At 68.6% G+C, this 20077-nt stretch carries 16 protein-coding genes; 8 read left to right on the forward strand and 8 right to left on the reverse strand.

The window, feature by feature from the left end; genetic code table 11:
* Nucleotides 1-1010: COX15/CtaA family protein (locus AADI75_RS10755; protein ID WP_341209027.1), on the reverse strand; the 1010-nt coding region annotated here is incomplete at its 3' end.
* A gap of 77 nt (nt 1011-1087) precedes the next feature.
* A complete protein-coding gene (locus AADI75_RS10760) occupies nt 1088-3133 on the reverse strand; it encodes an NAD(+) synthase (RefSeq protein ID WP_341209028.1) in 2046 nt (681 codons plus the stop codon).
* Between the two features lie 74 nt (nt 3134-3207).
* Between AADI75_RS10760 and AADI75_RS10765 the strand changes: the two genes are divergently transcribed.
* The 3 genes from AADI75_RS10765 to AADI75_RS10775 all read left to right on the forward strand — a co-directional run bounded on the left by AADI75_RS10765 (nt 3208) and on the right by AADI75_RS10775 (nt 7707).
* Entirely contained in the window at nt 3208-6081 is a 2874-nt protein-coding gene (locus AADI75_RS10765; RefSeq protein WP_341209029.1) for a PAS domain-containing protein, read from the forward strand.
* An 89-nt stretch (nt 6082-6170) separates the two neighbouring features.
* Nucleotides 6171-6971 carry an RcnB family protein gene (locus AADI75_RS10770; protein ID WP_341209030.1) on the forward strand — a complete coding sequence of 267 codons (801 nt, stop codon included), beginning with the start codon at nt 6171-6173 and terminating at the stop codon, nt 6969-6971.
* A gap of 46 nt (nt 6972-7017) precedes the next feature.
* Entirely contained in the window at nt 7018-7707 is a 690-nt protein-coding gene (locus tag AADI75_RS10775) for a 2OG-Fe(II) oxygenase (RefSeq protein WP_341209031.1), read from the forward strand.
* Between the two features lie 92 nt (nt 7708-7799).
* Here the strand turns inward: AADI75_RS10775 and AADI75_RS10780 are convergent, their stop codons facing one another.
* A complete protein-coding gene (locus tag AADI75_RS10780) occupies nt 7800-9323 on the reverse strand; it encodes a fumarate hydratase (protein WP_341209032.1) in 1524 nt (507 codons plus the stop codon).
* Nucleotides 9324-9650: 327 nt separating this feature from the next.
* On the opposite strand from AADI75_RS10780, the gene AADI75_RS10785 reads away from it, so the two are divergent.
* Nucleotides 9651-11594 (forward strand): ribonucleoside-diphosphate reductase subunit alpha, encoded by a 1944-nt coding sequence (locus AADI75_RS10785; RefSeq protein ID WP_341209033.1) that lies wholly within the window; start codon nt 9651-9653, stop codon nt 11592-11594.
* A gap of 154 nt (nt 11595-11748) precedes the next feature.
* On the opposite strand, the gene AADI75_RS10790 is transcribed toward AADI75_RS10785, so the two are convergent.
* Nucleotides 11749-12021 (reverse strand): acyl carrier protein, encoded by a 273-nt coding sequence (locus tag AADI75_RS10790; RefSeq protein WP_341209034.1) that lies wholly within the window; start codon nt 12019-12021, stop codon nt 11749-11751.
* 98 nt (nt 12022-12119) lie between these two features.
* Between AADI75_RS10790 and AADI75_RS10795 the strand changes: the two genes are divergently transcribed.
* Complete coding sequence (locus tag AADI75_RS10795; protein WP_341209035.1) at nt 12120-13619, forward strand: AMP-binding protein; 1500 nt, start codon at nt 12120-12122, stop codon at nt 13617-13619.
* Nucleotides 13616-14836 (forward strand): pyridoxal-dependent decarboxylase, exosortase A system-associated, encoded by a 1221-nt coding sequence (locus AADI75_RS10800; RefSeq protein WP_341209036.1) that lies wholly within the window; start codon nt 13616-13618, stop codon nt 14834-14836. The genes AADI75_RS10795 and AADI75_RS10800 overlap by 4 nt, the downstream gene beginning before the upstream one ends.
* Nucleotides 14837-14940: 104 nt before the next feature.
* Here the strand turns inward: AADI75_RS10800 and AADI75_RS10805 are convergent, their stop codons facing one another.
* The 3 genes from AADI75_RS10805 to AADI75_RS10815 form a co-directional block, all read right to left on the reverse strand.
* The gene (locus AADI75_RS10805) at nt 14941-16110 is read right to left on the reverse strand and encodes a GGDEF domain-containing protein (protein WP_341209037.1); all 1170 of its coding nucleotides are present in this window, start codon (nt 16108-16110) and stop codon (nt 14941-14943) included.
* Between the two features lie 105 nt (nt 16111-16215).
* Nucleotides 16216-16401, reverse strand: a complete 186-nt coding sequence (locus AADI75_RS10810; protein ID WP_341209038.1) for a hypothetical protein — start codon at nt 16399-16401, stop codon at nt 16216-16218.
* 373 nt (nt 16402-16774) lie between these two features.
* Complete coding sequence (locus AADI75_RS10815) at nt 16775-17683, reverse strand: alpha/beta hydrolase (protein ID WP_341209039.1); 909 nt, start codon at nt 17681-17683, stop codon at nt 16775-16777.
* Nucleotides 17684-17815: 132 nt separating this feature from the next.
* Here AADI75_RS10815 and AADI75_RS10820 point away from each other — a divergent pair, with 132 nt between their 5' ends.
* Together AADI75_RS10820 and AADI75_RS10825 are read left to right on the forward strand one after the other, a co-directional pair.
* Nucleotides 17816-18259, forward strand: coding sequence for a MarR family transcriptional regulator (locus AADI75_RS10820; protein ID WP_341209040.1), 444 nt, complete (start codon nt 17816-17818; stop codon nt 18257-18259).
* Nucleotides 18260-19177 carry an ROK family protein gene (locus tag AADI75_RS10825; RefSeq protein ID WP_341209041.1) on the forward strand — a complete coding sequence of 306 codons (918 nt, stop codon included), beginning with the start codon at nt 18260-18262 and terminating at the stop codon, nt 19175-19177.
* A 93-nt stretch (nt 19178-19270) separates the two neighbouring features.
* On the opposite strand, the gene AADI75_RS10830 is transcribed toward AADI75_RS10825, so the two are convergent.
* Nucleotides 19271-20074: a shikimate 5-dehydrogenase gene (locus AADI75_RS10830; RefSeq protein WP_341209042.1), complete on the reverse strand. Its 804-nt coding sequence runs from the start codon at nt 20072-20074 to the stop codon at nt 19271-19273.
* Nucleotides 20075-20077: the final 3 nt, after the last annotated feature.

Genomic DNA, 20077 nt, shown 5'->3' on the forward strand with positions numbered 1-20077 from the left:
GCGACGACGGTGGCGATCAGCAGCAGCGCGGCATTGGCCTGATGCGCGACCGCGACGACGATCTCCACGCCCGACAGGAGCGTCGCGATCCCCAACCCGATCTGGACGACGACCAGCAGCACGACCGCCGCGGCGACCCGATCCGCGCGCATCTTGCGCGCCCGATACGCCAGCCACACCAGCGCCCCGGCTGCGACGAACGCGATCCAGCGGTGCAGGAACTGCACGACGACCGGATTGTCGATCGCATTGGTCCACGCGGGCGTCAGCATCGGCACGTTCGCCGGAAACAACGCATCGCCCATCAGCGGCCAGCTCGAAAAGGCATAGCCGGCGTCGAGCCCGGCGGTCAGCGCACCCAGTACGATCTGCACCGCCAACGCCGCGGTCGCCAGCGCCGGCCCGAACCGCAGCGCCGCCGGGCGCGCGAGCGGGTTGGCGGCGAGCGCACTCAGGTCACGCGCGGTCCAGACGATCCCGCCGAGGATGAACAGCGCGGTGCCGAGATGCGTCGCGAGCCGCAGGTGGCTGACGTCGGTGCGCACCGACAGCCCCGACGCGACCATCCACCAGCCGATCGCCCCCTGCAACCCGCCGAGCGCCAGCAGCGCGGTGAGCCGCCAGCCATAGCCACGGGGGATCTGCCGCTTCACCGCGAACCACAACAGCGGCAGCGCGAATGCCAGCCCGATGACGCGCCCGAGCAGCCGGTGCAGATATTCCCAGAAGAAGATCGCCTTGAACCCGTCGAGCGTCATGCCGCGGTTGAGTTGCTGATATTCGGGGATCTGCTGGTAATGGGCGAACTCGGCCTGCCATTGCGCCTGCGTGAGCGGCGGGACGACGCCGCTGATCGGCTTCCATTGCGTGATCGACAGCCCGGATTCGGTCAGGCGGGTAATCCCGCCGACCACCACCATCGCAACGATCAGCGCCGCGACCCAATAGAGCCAGCGCGCGAGCGCTGCCGGACGCGTGGACAGCGAAAAACCCGGGCTTGCCTGTAGCATGGCACCTTCTACGACCCGCTTGTAAGGAAGGGAAGCCTGCGGGCGGTCCTTCCTCGCCCCGAATGGCGGATCGTCAATCAGGGAATCCCCGGTCCGTTCGCCTTCAACTCCGCCAGCCACGCCGCGGCCGTCCCGTCCGATGGCGCGCGCCAGTCACCACGCGGCGAAAGCGCCCCGCCCGCCGAAACCTTCGGCCCGTTGGGGATCGCCGAGCGCTTGAACTGGCTGGTCTGGAAAAAGCGGATCAGGAATCGCTCCAGCCAGTGCGTGATCGTCGCCAGGTCATAAGCGGTGCGCGCGGTCTCCGGGTAGCCGAGCGGCCAGCGTCCCGCCGATGCATCGTGCCAGGCATGCCATGCGAGGAACGCGACCTTCGACGGCGCAAGGCCGTGGCGGATGAGGTAATGCGCGAAGAAGTCGTTGAGCGCATAAGGTCCGATCTTGCTTTCGGTGCTCTGCAATTGCTCGCCGGGGACCAGTTCGGGGCTGATTTCCTGCCCCAGAATGGCCTCCAGTACCGCATCGGTCTCGCGATCATATTGATCGGTGCCGATCGCCCAGCGGATCAGGAACTGGATCAGCGTCTTCGGCACGCCGGCATTGACCGCGTAATGGCTCATCTGGTCGCCGACGCCATAGGTGCACCAGCCGAGCGCCAGCTCCGACAGATCGCCGGTGCCGACCACCAGCCCGTCGCGCTGGTTGGCGATGCGGAACAGGTAATCGGTGCGCAGCCCCGCCTGGACGTTCTCGAACGTCACGTCGTACACCGGCTCGCCGCGCCCGAACGGATGCCCCATGTCCTCCAGCATCCGCGTCGCGGCGGGGCGGATGTCGATCTCCTCGGCGGTGATCCCCAAGGCGCGCATCAGCTTCCACGCATTGTCCTTGGTCCCCGCACTGGTCGCGAAACCAGGCATGGTGATGCCGAGGATGTCGCTGCGCGGCCGCCCGAGCCGGTCGAGCGCCTTAGCTGCGACGATCAGCGCGTGGGTGCTGTCGAGCCCGCCCGACACGCCGATCACCAGCCGCTGCGCATGTGCGGCGATCAAGCGCTTGGCGATCCCCTCGACCTGGATGTTGAAGGCTTCGTAGCAATCCTCGTCGAGCTTGTCGGGCGTATTGGGCACGAAGGGGAAACGGCGGATTTCGCGATTCAGCCCGACGTCGGCAAACTCGGGCTGGTGCTGGAAACCGATACGGCGGAAGCGCGTCTCGGGATGCCCGGCGAAGGCGGCGGCGTCGTTGAAGGTGCCGTTGCGCAGCCGCTCCTGCACCAACCGCTCGGTATCGACGTCGGCGATCGTCAGCCCTGGTTCGTGCGCGAAGCGTTCGGAGGTCGCCAGCAACTCGCCCAGCTCATGCACGCTGCCCTGCCCGTCCCACGCCAGATCGGTCGTGCTCTCGCCCGGCCCGGCAGCGGAATAGATATAGGCGCACATCGCGCGCGCCGATTGCGCCGCGGACAGCATCATCCGCTCGCGCGACTTGCCGATCACGACGTTCGATGCCGAGAGGTTGGCGCAGACCAGCGCCCCGGCCAGCGCGCCCTGCGTCGATGGCGGGGTCGGCGCCCAGTAGTCCTCGCAGATCTCGGCATGGATCACGAAGTTCGGCAGATCGTCGGCGGCGAAGATCAGGTCGGTCCCGAACGGCACCTGCTCGCCGTCGATCGCGATCGTCAGCCCGGTCAGCCCCGCCCCGCTCGCGAACCAGCGCTTCTCGTAATATTCGCGGTAATTGGGCAGGAACGTCTTGGGCACCACCCCCAGCACCCGCCCGCGCGCGACCGCAAGCGCGCAATTGTAGAGCCGCCCGCCGCGCTCCAGCGCCGCGCCGACCAGCAGCACCGGGCGCAGGTCCGCGCTCGCCGCCACCACCGCCGCAACCGCCTGGCGCGTTGCGCGCTGCAACGCCGATTGAAGGTGCAGATCGTCGATCGCGTAGCTGCTGAGGTTCAGCTCGGGATAGACGACCAGATCGACGCCGGCGTCGTGCGCGGTGCGCGCGATCGCGATCGCGGCGTCGGCATTGGCTGCGGGGTCGCCGACCGTTGCGAGCGGGGTGGCGGCGGCGACGCGCACCATGCCGTGGCGATGCAGCGAGCGGAAGGCAGGGTTCATGCCCAGCCAGATACCGGGCGAAGGCCGGTTTTGCCAACTGTTCGCGCTGCCCGGCCTAAGCTACATCAGGAAGGATGACGCTCCCTCCTTCCCGTCCGGATCACGACCGGCAGCCTTTTGAGAACGGAGGAAAAGTCGGGGAGCTGCTCCGCGCGTCCGATTGGTCGCGCACCGCGCTCGGCCCGATCGAGACGTGGCCGGCGCCCCTGCGCAACGCGCTTGAACTGCTGTTGCCGGCCGGCGCGCAGGTCCTGTTGATCTGGGGGCCGGAGCGCCGGGTTTTCTACAACGACGCTTACGCCACACTGCTCCACGAACGTCACCCCGCCGCGCTCGGCCAGCCCGCCGATCGGCGCTGGCACCGAGCATGGGACGAGGTCGCGCCGATGGTCGACGAGATCTTCGCGACCGCACGGACGCTGGCGGTCGGCAACCGCCGCTTCGACATCCTCGCCGACGGACAGCCGACCACGCTCCATTTCGATATGTCGATGTCCGCGGTGATGCTGGAGGACGGCACGGTCGGCGGGGTGCTGGGGGTCGTGTCCGACGTGACCGAGCGGATGCGCACCGTCGAATCCGCCTCGATCGAGCGCGAGCGACTCCGGCAGATGTTCGACCAAACACCCGGATTCATCGCGGTGCTGCGAGGTCCCGATTATGTGATCGAACTGGCCAACGCGACCTATCGCCGCATGACCGGCAACCGCGCACTCGTCGGGCGGCGCTATGCCGATGCGTTGCCCGAGGTTGCCGCCTGGGGCTTTCTCGACCGGCTCGACGAGGTTCGCCGCACCCGCGAACCGTTCCGCGCCGTCGACATGCCGGTGCGCTTGCCGACGACCATGCCCGGCGTGCTGCGCGACTATTGGATCGACTTCATCTGCCAGCCGATCACCGATGAGCAGGGCGAAGTGACCGCCATTTTCATCGAAGGCGTCGACCGCACCGATCGGCACCGCGCGCGCGAGGCGCTGGCGCGCGGCCGCGCCTCGCTCGAACAGGCGACCGAGGCGGGCGAGATCGCGACCTGGGATTACCACATAGCGCACGACCGCTTCAGCTGCTCGCCGCTCGGCATGTCGCTGTACGGCCTGCCGCTCGACAGCCAGCCGATGTCGCGCGCAGCGTTCGAGTCGCTGGTCGAACCCGACGATCTCCCGATCCTGCAAGACGCATTTCCACCCGTCGTCGACCCGACAATGCGCGCGGCCTTCGATGTCGAATATCGCGTCGCGCACGAGCGGATCGGCGGCGTCCGCTGGCTGTCGGTACGCGGCCGCGGCATCTTCGACGGCGATCTCTGCGTGCGGGTGGTCGGCACGATCATCGACATTACCGCGCGCAAATTGCAGACCGAGGCGTGGCGCGAAAGCGAGGCGCGGTTCCGCACGCTCGCCGACAGCCTGCCCGCGCTGGTGTGGATGACCGATCCGCACGGCCATGTCTCCTTCGCGAACCGCGGGTTCGAGACGATCCTCGGCGTCTCGCCCGAGTTGGTCGGCGAGCGCGGCTGGGCCAGCCTGCTGCGTCCCGACCGCCGCGAGGCGGCGCTGTCGGCGCGCGACGGCTGGTTCGCCGCCCCGCGCTCGCTGAGCGGCGAGCACCCGCTGCTGACCCGCACTGGCGCGACGCGCTGGATGCATATCGAGGCGCGTCCACGCTTCCTCGGCGATGCCTTCCAGGGCTATACCGCCTGCGCGATCGACGTGACCGACGCGCACCTCGCGGGCGAGCGGCTCGAGGCACGGGTCGCGGACCGCACCGCCGAGCTGACCGAACAGATCGCGGAGCGCGAGCGTGTCGAGGAAGCGCTCCATCAGATGCAGCGGCTGGAGGCGATCGGGCAGCTCACCTCGGGCGTGGCGCACGACTTCAACAATCTGCTGACCGTGATCCTCGGCAATATCGATGCGCTGGTCGCGGCGGGCAAGCGCGGGCTGATCGATGCGCGGCTCGAACCGCGGCTGGAGCATGTCCGCATCGCCGCCGAGCGTGGCGCGGCGCTGATCGCGCAATTGCTCGCCTTCTCGCGGCGGCAGCGGCTGGAGGCGAAGGTCGTCGACCTGAACCGGACGGTCACCGGGTTGCTGGAGCTGCTTGGCGGCACGCTGGGGCGCGACATCGCGATCGAGACCCGCACCCCCTCCGGCGTCTGGCCCGCGTTCGTCGATCCGACGCAGATGGAACTCATCATCCTCAATCTCGCGATCAACGCGCGCGATGCGATGCCGGATGGCGGCACGCTGGTACTGTCGGTTGAGAACGCCACGCTGGGCCGCCCCGAGCGCGCCGAGGAGCCACCGCCCGGCGACTATGTCCGCGTCGCGGTCAGCGATACCGGGATCGGCATGTCAGAGGCGGTGCTGGCGCGCGCGTTCGAGCCGTTCTTCACCACCAAGGAGGTCGGCAAGGGCTCCGGGCTCGGGCTGGCGCAGGTGTTCGGCTTCGCCAAGCAATCCGGCGGCGGGGTGCGGATCGACAGCGCGCCGGGGCGCGGGACGACGGTCAGCGTGTTCGTGCCGCGCGCCGCCGCGCCTGCCGAGACGGCGCCCGATGCGCCGACGGCCGGTCCTGCCGCGCTGATCGATGGTGCAACGGTGATGGTGCTCGACGACGACGACCGCGTCCGCCAGGTCGCGGTCGAGGCCCTGCGCGAGGCGGGATGCCGCGTGATCGAGGCGGCCGATGGCGAGGCGGCGCTGGAGGCGCTGATCCACGAACCGGGGGTTCGGCTGGTCGTCACTGACATCGCGATGCCGGGCATGACGGGCGTCCAGTTCGCGCGCCGCGTGCAGGAGCTTCATCATCACATCGCGGTGCTGTTCGTCACCGGACATGCGGATCCATCCGATCTGGCGGGGGTCAGCGAGGATCGGCTGATCCGCAAGCCCTATCCGCGACGGCTGTTGATAGAGCGTGTCGCGGCGATCCTCGCCGGGGGATGAAGCGAGGCTTTCAATCGGCTGCACGACCGGTTCAGTGTTCGTTGTCGCGGGTCCTGGCAGGACGACGGCAGGATGGTCGGAGGGCGGCGATGTTGAAGGCGATGATGGCGGGCTTGTTGTCGATGACGGCGTTGGTGCCGCCGGCGCTGGCACAGGACGGGCGGTCGATGGACCGCGGCCAATGGCGGCGGGAACGCCCCGAGCGGCCGACGCCGCCACCTGAGGCGGCAGCGCGCCCTGCCCCGGCCACACCCGCGGCGCGCGCGTCGGAGCCGGCCCCGCGCCGCTGGGACCAAGAACGCACCACGCCCGATCGTCGCGGCGACGAGCGCCGGAGACCCGACGATCGCGGAACCGACGCTCTCCCCCGTCCGCCCGCACCGGACGGCGACTGGCGGAGCAGCCGCGCGGCCGAGCCGCGCGAGACGTGGCAGCGCGATCGATATCGGGACCAGCGCGGCGACGTGGCGCGCCGTGCCCCCGATCGTGACTGGACCGCCGAGCCCGGCCGCCGCCGCTACGATCGTCGCGAGGGGCCGACGCCGCCCGCCGCGATCTGGCGCTCGGAGCGGGATGGACGCTGGGATCGCGCCTGGCGGCGCGAGCCGCGCTACGACTGGAGCCGTTATCGTGACGAGCGGCGCTCGGCGTTCCGCCTGCCGCGCTATTATGCGCCATATGGCTGGAGCGGCGGCTATCGGCGCTTCGGGATCGGGATGCCGCTCGCGCCGATGCTCTATACGCCGCGCTACTGGATCTACGATCCCTATGCCTACCGCCTTCCCGATGCCGAGGAGCCGTATCGCTGGGTCCGCTATTACGACGACGCGCTGCTCGTCGACATCGAGGACGGCACGGTGGTGGACGTGATCCACGACATCTTCGAGTGACGTCGCTGGCTTGAAAGTCGCGGCGGCACGCGACACACCGGCGGCCATGTCGCTTGCCACCACCCCGCCCGGCCACCCGTCCGCCGTCCGCGCCAACCAAGGCGCGGCGGTGGCGGCGCGGCTGGATGCCGACCCGCGCATGCAGCGCCTGCCCAGCGACACGGTCGCGGCGTGGCGCTGCCCCGATTTCCTCGACGCCGCCAATTGCGACTGGCTGGTGCAGGTGATCGACGGCAATCGCCGGCCCTCGACGCTGTTCAGCGACCGCGGCGGCCCCGCCAGCCGCACCAGCGACAGCTGCGACATGGACCGCAACGCCGACGGCATCCGCCAGATCGACGAATATATCGCCGCCTCGCTCGGCGTCGCGCCCGAGTTCGGCGAGACGATGCAGGGGCAGCGCTACGCTCCCGGCCAGCTCTTCCGTGCGCACCACGACTATTTCCACGAAGCGGAAAGCTATTGGCCGGCGATGCGCGAGAATGGCGGACAGCGCACCTTCACCGCGATGATCTACCTGAACGATGTCGAGGAAGGCGGCGCGACCTGGTTCCCCAAGGGCGGCCTGCGCGTCGCGCCACGCAAGGGGATGCTGCTGGCATGGAACAACATGAACCCCGACGGCAGCCCGAACACCGCGACGCTCCACGAAGGCATGGCGGTGTTGGAGGGCACCAAATACATCATCACCAAGTGGTTCCGCGAGGAACCTTGGGGCCGCCGCCCGCGGACGTAATGCCCTCCGTCATTGCGAGCGTAGCGAAGCAATCCAGGGCGTCCTGATCCGGCCCTGGATTGCTTCGCTACGCTCGCAATGACGAACCCTTGTCAGGCCCCGACCAGCAACCCCTCACGTGCGATCTTCTCGCGCCAGACCAATGGCGCGAGCTGGTCGACGTTATGGCCCTCGGCATCCACCGCCACCGTCACCGGGAAGCCGGACACCTCGAACTCGTAGATCGCCTCCATCCCCAGGTCCGCGAAGCCGACGACCTTGCTGCCCTTGATCGCGCGCGCGACCAGATACGCCGCGCCGCCGACCGCCATTAGATACGCACTCTTCGCCTCGCGGATCGCCTCGGTCGCCGCGGGCCCGCGCTCGGCCTTGCCGACCATCGCGAGCAGGCCCTGATCGAGCATCATCCGCGTGAACTTGTCCATCCGCGTCGCGGTGGTCGGACCTGCCGGCCCCACCACTTCCTCGCCGACCGGATCGACCGGACCGACGTAGTAGATCACGCGGCCCTTGAATTCGACCGGCAGCGGCTCGCCCTTCGCAAGCATGTCGGCGATACGCTTGTGCGCAGCGTCGCGGCCAGTGAGCATCTTGCCGTTGAGCAGCAAGCGGTCGCCCTGCTTCCACGACTGCACCACCGCCGGCGTCAGCGTGTCGAGATCGACGCGGATCGCCGCCTTGTCGGGCGTCCAGTTGACGTCGGGCCATTCGGCGAGCTTTGGTGCCTCGAGGAACGCGGGGCCCGAGCCGTCGAGCGTGAAATGCGCGTGGCGGGTCGCGGCGCAATTCGGGATCATCGCCACCGGCTTGCCCGCGGCATGGCACGGCGCGTCCTTGATCTTGACGTCGAGGATCGTCGACAACCCGCCCAGCCCCTGCGCGCCGATGCCGAGCGCATTGACCTTATCGAAGATCTCGATGCGCAGTGCCTCGATATCGTTCTTCGGCCCGCGCGCCTTCAGCGGCCCCATATCGATCGGCTCCATCAGCGCCTGCTTGGCGAGCAGCACGCAATGCTCCGCAGTGCCGCCAATCCCGATCCCCAGCATTCCCGGCGGGCACCAGCCCGCGCCCATCTGCGGCAGCATCTCGACCACCCAGTCGACGATCGAATCGCTGGGGTTCATCATCTTGAACTTCGACTTGTTCTCGCTGCCGCCGCCCTTGGCCGCGACATCGACCGACACGGTCGCGCCCGGCACCATCTCGACGTGCAGCACGCACGGCGTGTTGTCGCGGGTGTTGCGGCGCGTGAAGGCCGGGTCGGCGAGCACCGAGGCGCGCAGCTTGTTCTCCGGATGGAGATAGGCGCGGCGCACCCCCTCGTCGACGACCTCCTGCATCGAGCGGCTGTTGTCGTCGAGCCGGCAGTCCATCCCCCATTTGACGAAGACGTTGACGATACCGGTGTCCTGGCAGATCGGGCGATGCCCTTCCGCGCACATCCGGCTGTTGGTCAGGATCTGTGCGATCGCATCCTTGGCGGCGGGGGACTGCTCCGCCTCATACGCCTGCCCAAGCGCGCGGATATAATCCATCGGGTGATAGTAACTGATGAACTGGAGCGCGTCGGCGACGCTCTCGATCAGGTCGGCGGTACGGATCACGGTCGTCATGGCGACGCTCTATAAGCGCGCTTGCCCCGCGGCAACAGCGCCGCGATTCGCGCGAGCGGCGACCCGCGATGGTGAAAAAAAATTTGGCGACTTGCGCTTTCGAAAATCGGCGGAAGTCCGCGCGTCGCATCGTCATACGGCCGGACGCGGCCCTATCGCGGGACTTGCCCGCCGATCGCTTCTGCCACAATCTGTAGAGGTAGAGGCCGGGCACCGGCGCTATCGGTGGTAAGGTGGCGGATGACGCCCCACATCGTTGGCGCGGCCGGTCGGGGTTATCGAATAGCCGATCCGCACGGATCGCACCACTGACAGGCGGGCGAGAGCATGAACTTCACGACCACGGACGCCGAGGCGATGAGCGCAGACATGATCGAGACGATGACGGCCCAGGGGACGGCAGCGGCGACCGCGGACTCGGCCGCCACCGAACAGGCGATCGCCAAGCACGGCGCGCGCACTGCGCCCTTCCCGCTCGACGTCGATCACAGCCGCGACGCGCTGTTGACCGATTTCGGCAAGGAGACGCTCAAGGACCGCTACCTCCTGCCCGGCGAAAGCTATCAGGACCTCTTCGTCCGCGTCGCCAGCGCCTATGCCGACGATCAGGCGCACGCCCAGCGGCTGTACGATTACATCTCGAAGCTATGGTTCATGCCGGCCACGCCGGTGCTGTCGAACGGCGGCACCGGGCGCGGGCTGCCGATCTCCTGCTACCTCAACTCGGTCCCCGACAGCCTCGACGGCATCGTCAAGACGTGGAACGAGAACGTCTGGCTCGCCTCGCGCGGTGGCGGGATCGGCACCTATTGGGGCAACGTCCGCGGGATCGGCGAGCCGGTCGGGCTGAACGGCAAGACCAGCGGGATCATCCCGTTCGTGCGCGTCATGGACTCGCTGACGCTCGCGATCAGCCAAGGCTCGCTGCGCCGCGGCTCGGCGGCCTGCTACCTCGACATCTCGCATCCCGAGATCGAGGAATTCCTCGAAATCCGTAAACCCTCGGGCGATTTCAACCGCAAGGCGCTGAACCTCCACCACGGCGTGCTGATCCCCGACGCGTTCATGGAAGCGGTCCGCGACGGCGCCGAATGGCACCTCAAGTCGCCCAAGGACGGCTCGGTGCGCGCGACCGTCGATGCGCGCGCGCTGTTCCAGAAGCTGGTCGAGACCCGCCTCGCCACCGGCGAGCCGTACATCGTCTTCGCCGACCATGTGAACTCGACGATGCCCAAGCATCACCGCGAACTGGGGCTGAAGGTCTCGACCTCGAACCTGTGCAGCGAGATCACGCTGCCGACCGGCACCGACCATCTCGGCAACGATCGCACCGCGGTCTGCTGCCTGTCGTCGCTCAACCTTGAAACCTGGGACCAGTGGAAGGACGAGAAGGGCTTCGTCGAGGACGTGATGCGCTTCCTCGACAACGTGCTTCAGGACTATATCGATCGCCACGAACCCGGCATGGAGCGCGCGGCATACAGCGCGGCGCGCGAGCGTTCGGTGGGGCTGGGCGTGATGGGCTTCCACTCGTTCCTGCAGGCCCGCGGGCTGCCGTTCGAAGGCGCGATGGCCAAGAGCTGGAACCTGCGCATGTTCAAGCAGATCAACGCACAGGTGAACGAGGCGTCGATGGTGCTGGCGCACGAGCGCGGGCCGTGCCCCGACGCCGCCGATGTCGGCGCGATGGAGCGGTTCAGCTGCAAGATGGCGATCGCGCCGACCGCGTCGATCAGCATCATCTGTGGCGGCACCAGCGCGTGCATCGAGCCGATCCCGGCCAATATCTATACGCACAAAACGCTGTCGGGCAGCTTCGCGGTCAAAAACCCGTATCTGGAAAAGCTGCTCAGCGAGAAGAGCAAGAACGCGGATTCGGTGTGGAACTCCATCCTGGAACATGGCGGCTCGGTCCAGCACCTCGACTTCCTCTCGCAGGAGGAAAAGGACTGCTACAAGACCTCGTTCGAGATCGACCAGCGCTGGCTGCTCGAACTCGCCGGTGATCGCACGCCGTATATCGATCAGGCGCAGTCGCTGAACCTGTTCATCCCCGCCGACGTCGAGAAGTGGGACCTGCTGATGCTCCACTTCCGCGCGTGGGAACTCGGCATCAAGTCGCTCTACTACCTCCGTTCCAAGTCGGTGCAGCGCGCCGGCTTCGCAGGCTCGGAAGGATCGGGCGGGGTCGAGGCCGACAACACGATCGACACGCCGAAATTCTCGATTGGCGAGACGACCGACTACGACGAGTGCCTCGCCTGCCAGTAAGCGAGGACGCTCCGTCCAGTGTCCCTGACGCACCGCCCCTTTCGCTGGGGCGGTGTTCGAGCACCACGCCGGCGCGCGGCAGAAGCAATGGCATGGAAAGGGTTACGGCCCTTTCCGTCGTCATCCCCGCTCGCGCGGGGATGATGGCAGGGGCTTAGACCAGCGCCTTGCCGGCGACGAACGTCACCAGCGCGCCGAAGGTCTCCAGCATCTCGCCGTCGACCTCGTCATCCTCGATGACAATGCCGAGCCGGTCCTCCAGCTCGGTGAGCACGCCCGCGACCGCCATCGAATCGAGTTCGGGCAGCGCACCGAACAGCGGGGTATCGGCGCGGAAAGCGGCGACGCGTTCCGGGTCGAGCGCCAGAACGTCGACCAGCACCGCGCGGATGGTCGTCTTGATGTCGCTCGTGCCTTCGGGAATCACGCAACCTCCACTTTCGCCGCATATATCCGGCGGCGAGCCGGCGCCGCGTTAGGCGCAAGGGGTGGATTCCGCAACGCCTGAGCCTAGAAGCCGAACCTATGGTGTCCCCCGATGCTACGCCGCGCCCGATCGACCATGTGCTGCTCGGGGCGCCGCACGCGCCCGCGCTGATCGACCGCGAGGGGGTGGTCGATTATGCCGCTGCCGAAGACGCGGTGGCGCGGCTGGCGGGGTGGCTGGCGGCGCTGGGGCTTCCGGCGGGCGCGCGGGTCGCGACCTGGCTGCCAAAGACGCGGGTGGCGTGCTGGATGCCGCTGGCGGCGGCGCGCGCGGGGCTGGTCCATGTGCCGGTCAACCCGGTGCTGCGGCGCGCGCAGGTGACGCACATCCTCGCCGATAGCGGAGCGGCGCTGCTGCTGACGCAGGCGGCGCGTGCGGCGACGCTGGAGGCGGACGACGTGCCGAAAGGGTGCCGCGTCGTGACCGAGGCGGGAGCGGGTGAGCCCCTGCCGCGGTCGGACGCCGATCCCGATGCCCTGGTCGCGCTGCTCTATACGTCCGGGTCGACCGGGCGGCCGAAGGGCGTGATGCTCAGCCATGCGAACCTATGGCTGGGGGCGATCGGAGTTGCGCACTATCTGGAGATCGCGCCCGACGATCGCGTGCTGGCGGTGCTGCCGCTGGGGTTCGATTATGGGCAGAACCAGTTGCTGTCGACATGGGCGGCCGGGGCGTGCGTCGCGCCGCTCGATTATCTGACTGCGCGCGATGTGGTGAAGGCGGTGGCGCGGATCGGGGCGACGACGCTGGCGGGTGTGCCGCCGCTATGGACGCAGTTGCTGGAGAGCGCGTGGCCGGACGAGGTCGCGGGGCAGGTGCGGCGGCTGACCAATTCGGGCGGCGCGCTGACGCCGACGATGGTGCGGGCGCTCAGGGCGCGCTTCCCGGCGGCGCGGCTGTTCCCGATGTACGGGCTGACCGAGGCGTTCCGGTCGACCTATCTCGATCCCGATCTGGTCGATGCGCATCCCGACTCGATCGGGCGCGCGGTGCCGTTCGCGGAAGTGCTGGTGGTGCGGCGTGACGGGACGCTCGCGGCCACGGGCGAGCCGGGCGAGCTGGTCCATGCCGGGCCGCTGGTCGCGCAAGGCTATTGGCGCGATGCCGAGCGGAGCGCGCTCCGCTTCCGCCCGGCGCCGGAGGGGTCGCGCTACGGCGGGACGGCGGTATGGTCGGGCGATACGGTCGTGGCGGATGACGACGGGCTGTTGCGGTTCGTCGGTCGCGATGACGAGATGATCAAGAGCGCCGGCCATCGCATCAGTCCGCAGGAGGTCGAGGAGGCGGCGACCGCCGGGCCGGAAACGGCGGAGGCGGTGGCGGTCGGCGTTCCCGATGGGCGGCTGGGGCAGGCGATCGTGCTGGTCGCGCGTGGCGATGCAGCAGCGGAGGCGGGATTACGCGAGCGGCTGAAGCGCGATCTGCCCGCCTATATGCAACCGATGCGGATCGACTGGCGTACCGAACTGCCGCGCAACGCCAATGGCAAGCTGGACCGCGCGGCGATTGCGGCGTCGGTGAAGGAGCCGCGCCGATGAAGCCGATGGGGCCGTTTCCGCCCGCCTTTGCCGCGCAGACGGGCGCACTGACGATCGGCGGGCACGATGCCGCGGCGCTGGTCGCCGAGCATGGCTCGCCGCTGTTCGTGTACGACGCGGCACTGGTCGCCGCGCAGGTGGCGCGGTTTCGCGCGGCGATGCCGGCGGGGATCGACCTGCATTATGCGATCAAGGCCAATCCGTTGCCGGCGTTACTGGCACGGATCGCGCCGCTGGTCGACGGGCTGGACGTCGCCTCGGCAGGCGAGCTGACCCGCGCGCTGGCGGTCAAGCCCGCCGCGGCGATCAGCTTCGCGGGCCCGGGCAAGCGCGACGACGAACTGGCGGCGGCGATCGCGGCCGGGGCGACGATCAACCTCGAATCCGCCGGCGAGGCGCGGCGCGCGCTCGCGGCGGGCGAGCGGCTGGGCGTGGTGCCGCGCCTGGCGGTGCGGGTGAACCCCGATCTGGAACTACGCGGGTCGGGCATGAAGATGGGCGGCCGCGCCTCCCCGTTCGGGATCGACGCCGAACAGGCGTCGGCGGTGGTGCGCGAGGTCATCGCGGCGGGCGCGGACTGGCGCGGTTTCCATATCTTCGCCGGGTCGCAGGCGCTGGACGCCGCGGCGGTGAGCGAGACGCAGGCGGCAACGCTGGCGCTCGCCGCTCGACTGGCGGACGAAGCCGGGGCGGTGCCGCCGCTGGTCAATCTTGGCGGCGGCTTCGGGGTGCCCTATTTCGCGGGTGACGTGGCGCTGGATGTGGCCGCGGTCGGGGCGGCGCTGGGCGAGGCGCTGGCGGCACGCGCCGAGGTGCTGCGCGACAGCCGGTACGCGATCGAGCTGGGGCGTTGGCTGGTCGCGGAGGCAGGCGTCTATCTGACGCGCGTCGTCGACGTGAAGCAGAGCCGCGGCGAGACGTTCGTCGTGGTCGATGGCGGGCTCCATCACCAGCTGGCGGCGAGTGGCAATTTCGGAACGGTGGTGCGGCGCAACTACCCGCTCGCGGTGGCGGAGCGGATGGGCGCTGCGCCAGACGGAGAGATGTCGGTGGTCGGCTGCCTGTGTACCCCGCTCGACCGGCTGGGTGACCGCATCGCGCTGGCATCCGTCGACGTCGGGGGGACGGTCGCGATTTTTCTGGCCGGGGCTTACGGCGCGACCGCGAGCCCGGCGGCGTTTCTGGGACACCCGGCGCCGGGAGAGATTGTGGTGTGACAGGACGGCAGAACGCCATCCGAGCAAAGCGAAGCGATCCTATGCCAGCTAGGGGACGATCCTGATCGCTTCGCCACGCTGAACATATCGCCCGTTCAAGTGGATCAGGCAGCAAGGCCCGGCGCGAACGGAGCGGCGTCATATTCGAGACGGTCGCGGCCGGCGCGTTTGGCGCGATACAACGCGCGGTCCGCGCCGGTCAGCAGAGCGTCGAGCGTCGGGGTGACCGGATCGCTCTCGGCAAGCCCGATGCTCACCGTCATCCGCGCCGCGCCGGGCGTATGCCGCAATTCGCGGACGCGCGCGGCGATGCGGGAACCCAGCGCCGCCGCCTCATCTCGCGAGCCGCCGGGCAGCAGCACCGCGAATTCCTCGCCACCGATCCGCGCCGTGACCGCCCCGACGACGCCACCGGTCGCGTCGAGCAGCGCACCCGCGAACAACACCAGCGCGCGGTCGCCTGCCGAATGGCCCCACAGATCGTTGACCTGCTTGAAATGATCGATGTCGAGCATCAGCAAGGTCGCGCCACCCGGCAACGCGGCGGCGGGCGTCGCGCGCTCCATGAAGGCGCGGCGGTTGAGCAGCCCGGTCAGCGAATCGGTGGTCGCGGCCTCACGCTGCCGTTGCGCTTCGTTGCCGAGTTCAAGCGTGGTGAGCGACACGACGAGCGTAATGTAGATGGCGGTGTAGAGCAGCAGCCACAGCCCCGGCAGCACCGAGGCGCTGGCGAGCGGGCGGACCGGCGCGCTGTGGAGCGACGAATAGGCGGCGAGCGTCAGCGACACCGCGGAGACGAGCACGAGCAGCCCACCGGTCAGCCAGCGCGCCGGCGCGGTTCGCGCGCTTGCCTGGCGTAGCAATTCTCCCGTCATCGCAAGGCAGTAGACGGTGAAGGCGAGCGTCGCGACGACGTTTCGCAGCGCTTCCGCGGCGAAGAGCGGCGGGATCAGGCAGAACGCCGTCCACACGAGGCTGCCGCTCCATACCGCCCACGCAGGGTGTGACCGCGCATGGACCAGCCGCACGCCACCCCACAGGAACGCAAAGACCTGGATGAAGCAGACCTGCGCCGCCCAGACGGCGATCCACTCCGGCGCAATGCCGCGCAGCATGTAGCAGAAGCAACCGAGCACCCCCGCGGTGATCGAACAGGCGACCCAGAGGTGCACACGCTGTTCGCGGCGGCCGAGCCACAGCGTCCAGAAGTAGAGCGCCATCACGAATTCGATCGCCATGCTGGCGATGAACAGTGTCGCCACGTCCAGCGTCACGGAATTCCCCCCGAATCACGGCCCCCCGGCGCGATGGCATCGTATAACCCGACGTTGACGCAAGCGGCAAGCGTCCGGGATACCTAGGTTTGTTATAATATTTCGTCAGTGGAAAAGCAGCATCAGCGCGCCGATCAGGGTGGCGCCGCCGATCGGGGCGACGATCAACAGGACGACGTTGAAGCCGATGATCGCCGCAAGCGCCTTTTCCTGCTTCGGTGTCAGTCGCGGATGACGGCGCGGCGGCTGCCAGGGCGGTGGCGGGGGCTGATCGCGAAAGTCGACGAACATGCGCGTCCTCTTGCAACGGCGGAACGGAGAGCGTCGCCAGTGTAGCACGAAAGCGCGGAATAACGGACACATCGGGGTTGAAGTGCTATGCCAACCGCGCGCTTGCGTCGGATCAGGGCGACGGAGCATGCGAACGGCACCAAACGAACGGCTTTCATCGTCTCGTTGTTGGCAGCGACATCGGCTTCGATGACAAGGATGAACCGCGGTGCCGCGATCCGGATTTCAGATGCTTTGGTCCGTCGGCGCGGATCGACGATCTTCGCTTTACGTTGAAGAACGCGCCAGTCACCTCCCGAGCCGGGAAGCTGGATGATGATCCTCGGCGCAGATGTGGTCGTCGCGGCACGCCGCGCGCGCGGGGCGTCTAGGGCTACGCGGCCTGCGGAATCGGATCGCGGCGGCGATGGCGGATGTGGTCGTCGATCGCGGCGACGATTGGGTCGACCAGCTCGGGCGGCAGCGTATGTCCCATTCCGTCGATTTCCATGAAATGCGCGCCGTGGATCGCCTGCGCCGTCGCGCGCCCGCCCGCAACCGGCACCAGCGGATCGTCGCTGCCGTGGATCACCAGCGTCGGCGCGGTAATCCGGCGCAGGCGGTCGGTGCGATCGCCATCGGCGACGATCGCCGCCATCTGACGGAGGAAACCGGTCGGGCAGCGGTTGCGCAGCGTTTCGGCGCGGATCCGCTCGGCCATGATCGCATCCTCGATCGGGAAGCGACCGCCCACCGCGCGACCAGCCATCGAGCCATGCGCGACGATCGCCTCGATATCGTCGCTCTTGGGATGGCGGAGCAGCAGCGCGGTGGCGCGCATCGTCGGCCGCGAGCAATTCGGATGCCCGGTGGTCGACATGATCGAGGTGAGCGTCCGCACCCGTTCGGGCCAGCGCGCCGCCATCAACTGCGCGATCATCCCGCCCATCGACGCGCCGACGACATGCGCCCGGCCGATGCCCAGCGCGTCGAGCAGGCCGATGCCGTCCTGCGCCATATCGGTCAGCGTGTAGGGGACGGCGGGGACGCGCCCGAACTGCATCTGCATCGCGGTCCACACGATGTGTGGCACGCCCAGGTGATCGAACTTGGTCGACAGGCCCACGTCGCGATTGTCGTAACGGATGACGCGATAGCCACGCTCCACCAGGGCATCGACCATCGACTGCGGCCATCGTACCAGCTGGGCACCCAGGCCCATCACCATCAGGATCGGCTGGCCGTCGCGCGGCCCCTCGTCCTCATATTCGATCTGGATACCGTTCGCCGTGATTGCTGCCATCGTCTGCTCCGTTGCGCCTCCCGAATGTGACTCCGCGAAAGTGGAAGGGGTCCTTGTGCCTGTTGTCACATTAATGCAACGTTTCCGGTTCTGGTTCCGATCGTTTCTTTCCCGTATTCTGTTGGGTGTCCCATGGTAGAACGCCTCCATCTCGAGCAGTTCCTCCCGTATCTGCTGTCGGTTACCTCGAACCGGGTCAGCGGACGGATCGCGGATGCCTATGAGGCGGCGTTCGGGCTGACGGTGCCCGAATGGCGACTGGTGACGCTGATCGCCGAATATGCGCCGGTCACGCAGGCGCAGCTCGGCGAGCGCAGCCGGATGGACAAGGTCACGGTCAGCCGCGCCGCGATCGCGCTGACCGAGCGCGGGCTGCTGACGCGCACCCCCAACGCCACCGACCGGCGATCGCACCATCTCCGCTTGAGCCCGGAGGGCGAAGCGCTGTACGCGCAGGTCGCGCCGCAGGCCGTCGCGCTGGAGCGCCGGATCTTCGGGCGCTTCGACGTTGGCGAACTGGCGCGGTTCACGGACATGCTGCGGCGGATCGATGCCGCGGCCGAGGAGGAAGACTGAATGGCGCAGCTGCCGTTGATCGCGGGCGTGGAACTGGGCGGCACGAAGTGCATCGCGGTGCTCTCCAGCGGACCCGACGCGATCCTGGAGGAAGTGCGCGTTCCGACTACCCGCCCCGAAGAGACGCTGCCCGCGCTGGAGGCGGCGATGGACAAGTGGCGCGGTGTCGCGGCGATCGGCATCGCCAGCTTCGGCCCCGTTTCGATCGATCCGCAATCGGCCGACTACGGCAAGATCACCTCGACCCCCAAGCCGCATTGGGCGGGCACCGACATCGCGCGGCGGCTGGCGGCGCGCTATGACGTGCCGGTCGGCTTCCACAGCGACGTGGTCGGCGCGGCGATGGCCGAGGCGCGGTGGGGCGCCGGACAGGGTCTGGGCGACCTCGCCTATGTCACGGTCGGCACCGGCGTCGGCGCGGGGATGATCGCGCACGGGCGGCCGGTCGACGGGCTGACGCATAGCGAATTCGGGCACATCCGTCCGGTGCGGCTGCCCGGCGACGATTGGGCGGGATCGTGCCCGTATCACGGTGCGTGCGTCGAAGGGCTGGCCGCCGGCCCGGCGATCGCGGCACGGACCGGAATCAAGGGTGAGGATTTGCCGCACGATCACGCGGCGTGGGAAACGGTGGTCGGCGCGCTGTCGTCGCTGTTCGCGACGCTGACGCTGACCGGCGTGCCGCGACGGATCGTGCTGGGCGGCGGGGTGATGGTCGGCAATCCGTGGCTGCTGCCGCGCCTGAGGGCAGCGACCGCGGCGAGCCTGAACGGCTATGTCGCATTGTCGGCGGTGGCGGACATGGACACGTTCATCGTGCCCGCCGCGCTGGGCGGCAATGCCGGGCCGCTGGGGGCGGTGGTGCTCGGCGCGCAGGCGTTGGAGGACCGCACCGGACTCAAGGTGCTGGCGGCCTGACCATCGTCGCCCCGGACTTGATCCGGGCTCCGCTTCTTACCCACGGCAGAAGAAGAAGCGGGACCCGGCTCAAGGCCGGGGCGACTGGTGGGTTTAGTTCAGCGCATACGCCTCCGCCGCGGCGACCTGTGCGTCGGTCGGCCGCACGCCGGTGTAGAGGACGAACTGTTCCAACGCCTGCAATGTGGCGATCTGCGCGCCGGTGACGACCGTCTTGCCCGCGGCTTGCGCCGCGCGCAGCAGCGGGGTTTCGACCGGCTTGGCCACCGCATCGATCACGATCTGCGCCGCCGCGATCTGCTCGGGGGTGAAGGCGAGCGCGTCCTGATCCGCACCGGTCATCCCGAGCGGGGTGACGTTGACGAGCAGCGGCGTCTCCCCGGTCGCCTCCGCCTGCCAGCGGCAGCCGAGCCGCTCCGCAAGCGCGCGTCCGGCGGCCTCGTTGCGCGCGACGATCGTGCCGTCGGAGAAACCGGCGTCGACCAGCGCGGTGGCGACCGCCTTCCCCATCCCGCCGCTCCCGCGCAGCATGAACGGCACGCGCGGCAGGTCCGCGATCAGGTCGCGCACCGCGCTGTAGTCGGTGTTGTAGCCGAGCAGTTCGCCCTCGTCGTTGACGATCGTATTGACGCTGTCGATCGCCGCCGCGCTGTCACGCAGGCCGTCGAGCATCGGAATCACCCTTTCCTTGAACGGCATCGATACCGCGCAACCACGGATGCCGAGCGCGCGGATGCCGGTGATCGCGCCGGTCAGATCGTCGGTCGTGAACGCCTTGTAGACATAGTCCAGACCCAGTGCGTCGTAGAGGTGGTTATGGAAACGCGATCCGAAGGTGCCGGGGCGCGCGGCGAGCGACATGCACAGGCGGGTGGCGGGGCCGATCGGCGGCTTCATCGG

The sequence above is a fragment of the uncultured Sphingomonas sp. genome, from assembly GCF_964021865.1.
Classification (GTDB): domain Bacteria; phylum Pseudomonadota; class Alphaproteobacteria; order Sphingomonadales; family Sphingomonadaceae; genus Sphingomonas.

What these genes read in the sequence shown, in the direction of transcription:
- AADI75_RS10760 (WP_341209028.1), bottom strand. Translation starts at nt 3,133, where the DNA reads ATGAACCCTGCCTTCCGCTCGCTGCATCGCCACGGCATGGTGCGCGTC.
- AADI75_RS10765 (WP_341209029.1), top strand. Translation starts at nt 3,208, where the DNA reads ATGACGCTCCCTCCTTCCCGTCCGGATCACGACCGGCAGCCTTTTGAG.
- AADI75_RS10770 (WP_341209030.1), top strand. Translation starts at nt 6,171, where the DNA reads ATGTTGAAGGCGATGATGGCGGGCTTGTTGTCGATGACGGCGTTGGTG.
- AADI75_RS10775 (WP_341209031.1), top strand. Translation starts at nt 7,018, where the DNA reads ATGTCGCTTGCCACCACCCCGCCCGGCCACCCGTCCGCCGTCCGCGCC.
- AADI75_RS10780 (WP_341209032.1), bottom strand. Translation starts at nt 9,323, where the DNA reads ATGACGACCGTGATCCGTACCGCCGACCTGATCGAGAGCGTCGCCGAC.
- AADI75_RS10785 (WP_341209033.1), top strand. Translation starts at nt 9,651, where the DNA reads ATGAACTTCACGACCACGGACGCCGAGGCGATGAGCGCAGACATGATC.
- AADI75_RS10795 (WP_341209035.1), top strand. Translation starts at nt 12,120, where the DNA reads ATGGTGTCCCCCGATGCTACGCCGCGCCCGATCGACCATGTGCTGCTC.
- AADI75_RS10800 (WP_341209036.1), top strand. Translation starts at nt 13,616, where the DNA reads ATGAAGCCGATGGGGCCGTTTCCGCCCGCCTTTGCCGCGCAGACGGGC.
- AADI75_RS10810 (WP_341209038.1), bottom strand. Translation starts at nt 16,401, where the DNA reads ATGTTCGTCGACTTTCGCGATCAGCCCCCGCCACCGCCCTGGCAGCCG.
- AADI75_RS10815 (WP_341209039.1), bottom strand. Translation starts at nt 17,683, where the DNA reads ATGGCAGCAATCACGGCGAACGGTATCCAGATCGAATATGAGGACGAG.
- AADI75_RS10820 (WP_341209040.1), top strand. Translation starts at nt 17,816, where the DNA reads ATGGTAGAACGCCTCCATCTCGAGCAGTTCCTCCCGTATCTGCTGTCG.
- AADI75_RS10825 (WP_341209041.1), top strand. Translation starts at nt 18,260, where the DNA reads ATGGCGCAGCTGCCGTTGATCGCGGGCGTGGAACTGGGCGGCACGAAG.
- AADI75_RS10830 (WP_341209042.1), bottom strand. Translation starts at nt 20,074, where the DNA reads ATGAAGCCGCCGATCGGCCCCGCCACCCGCCTGTGCATGTCGCTCGCC.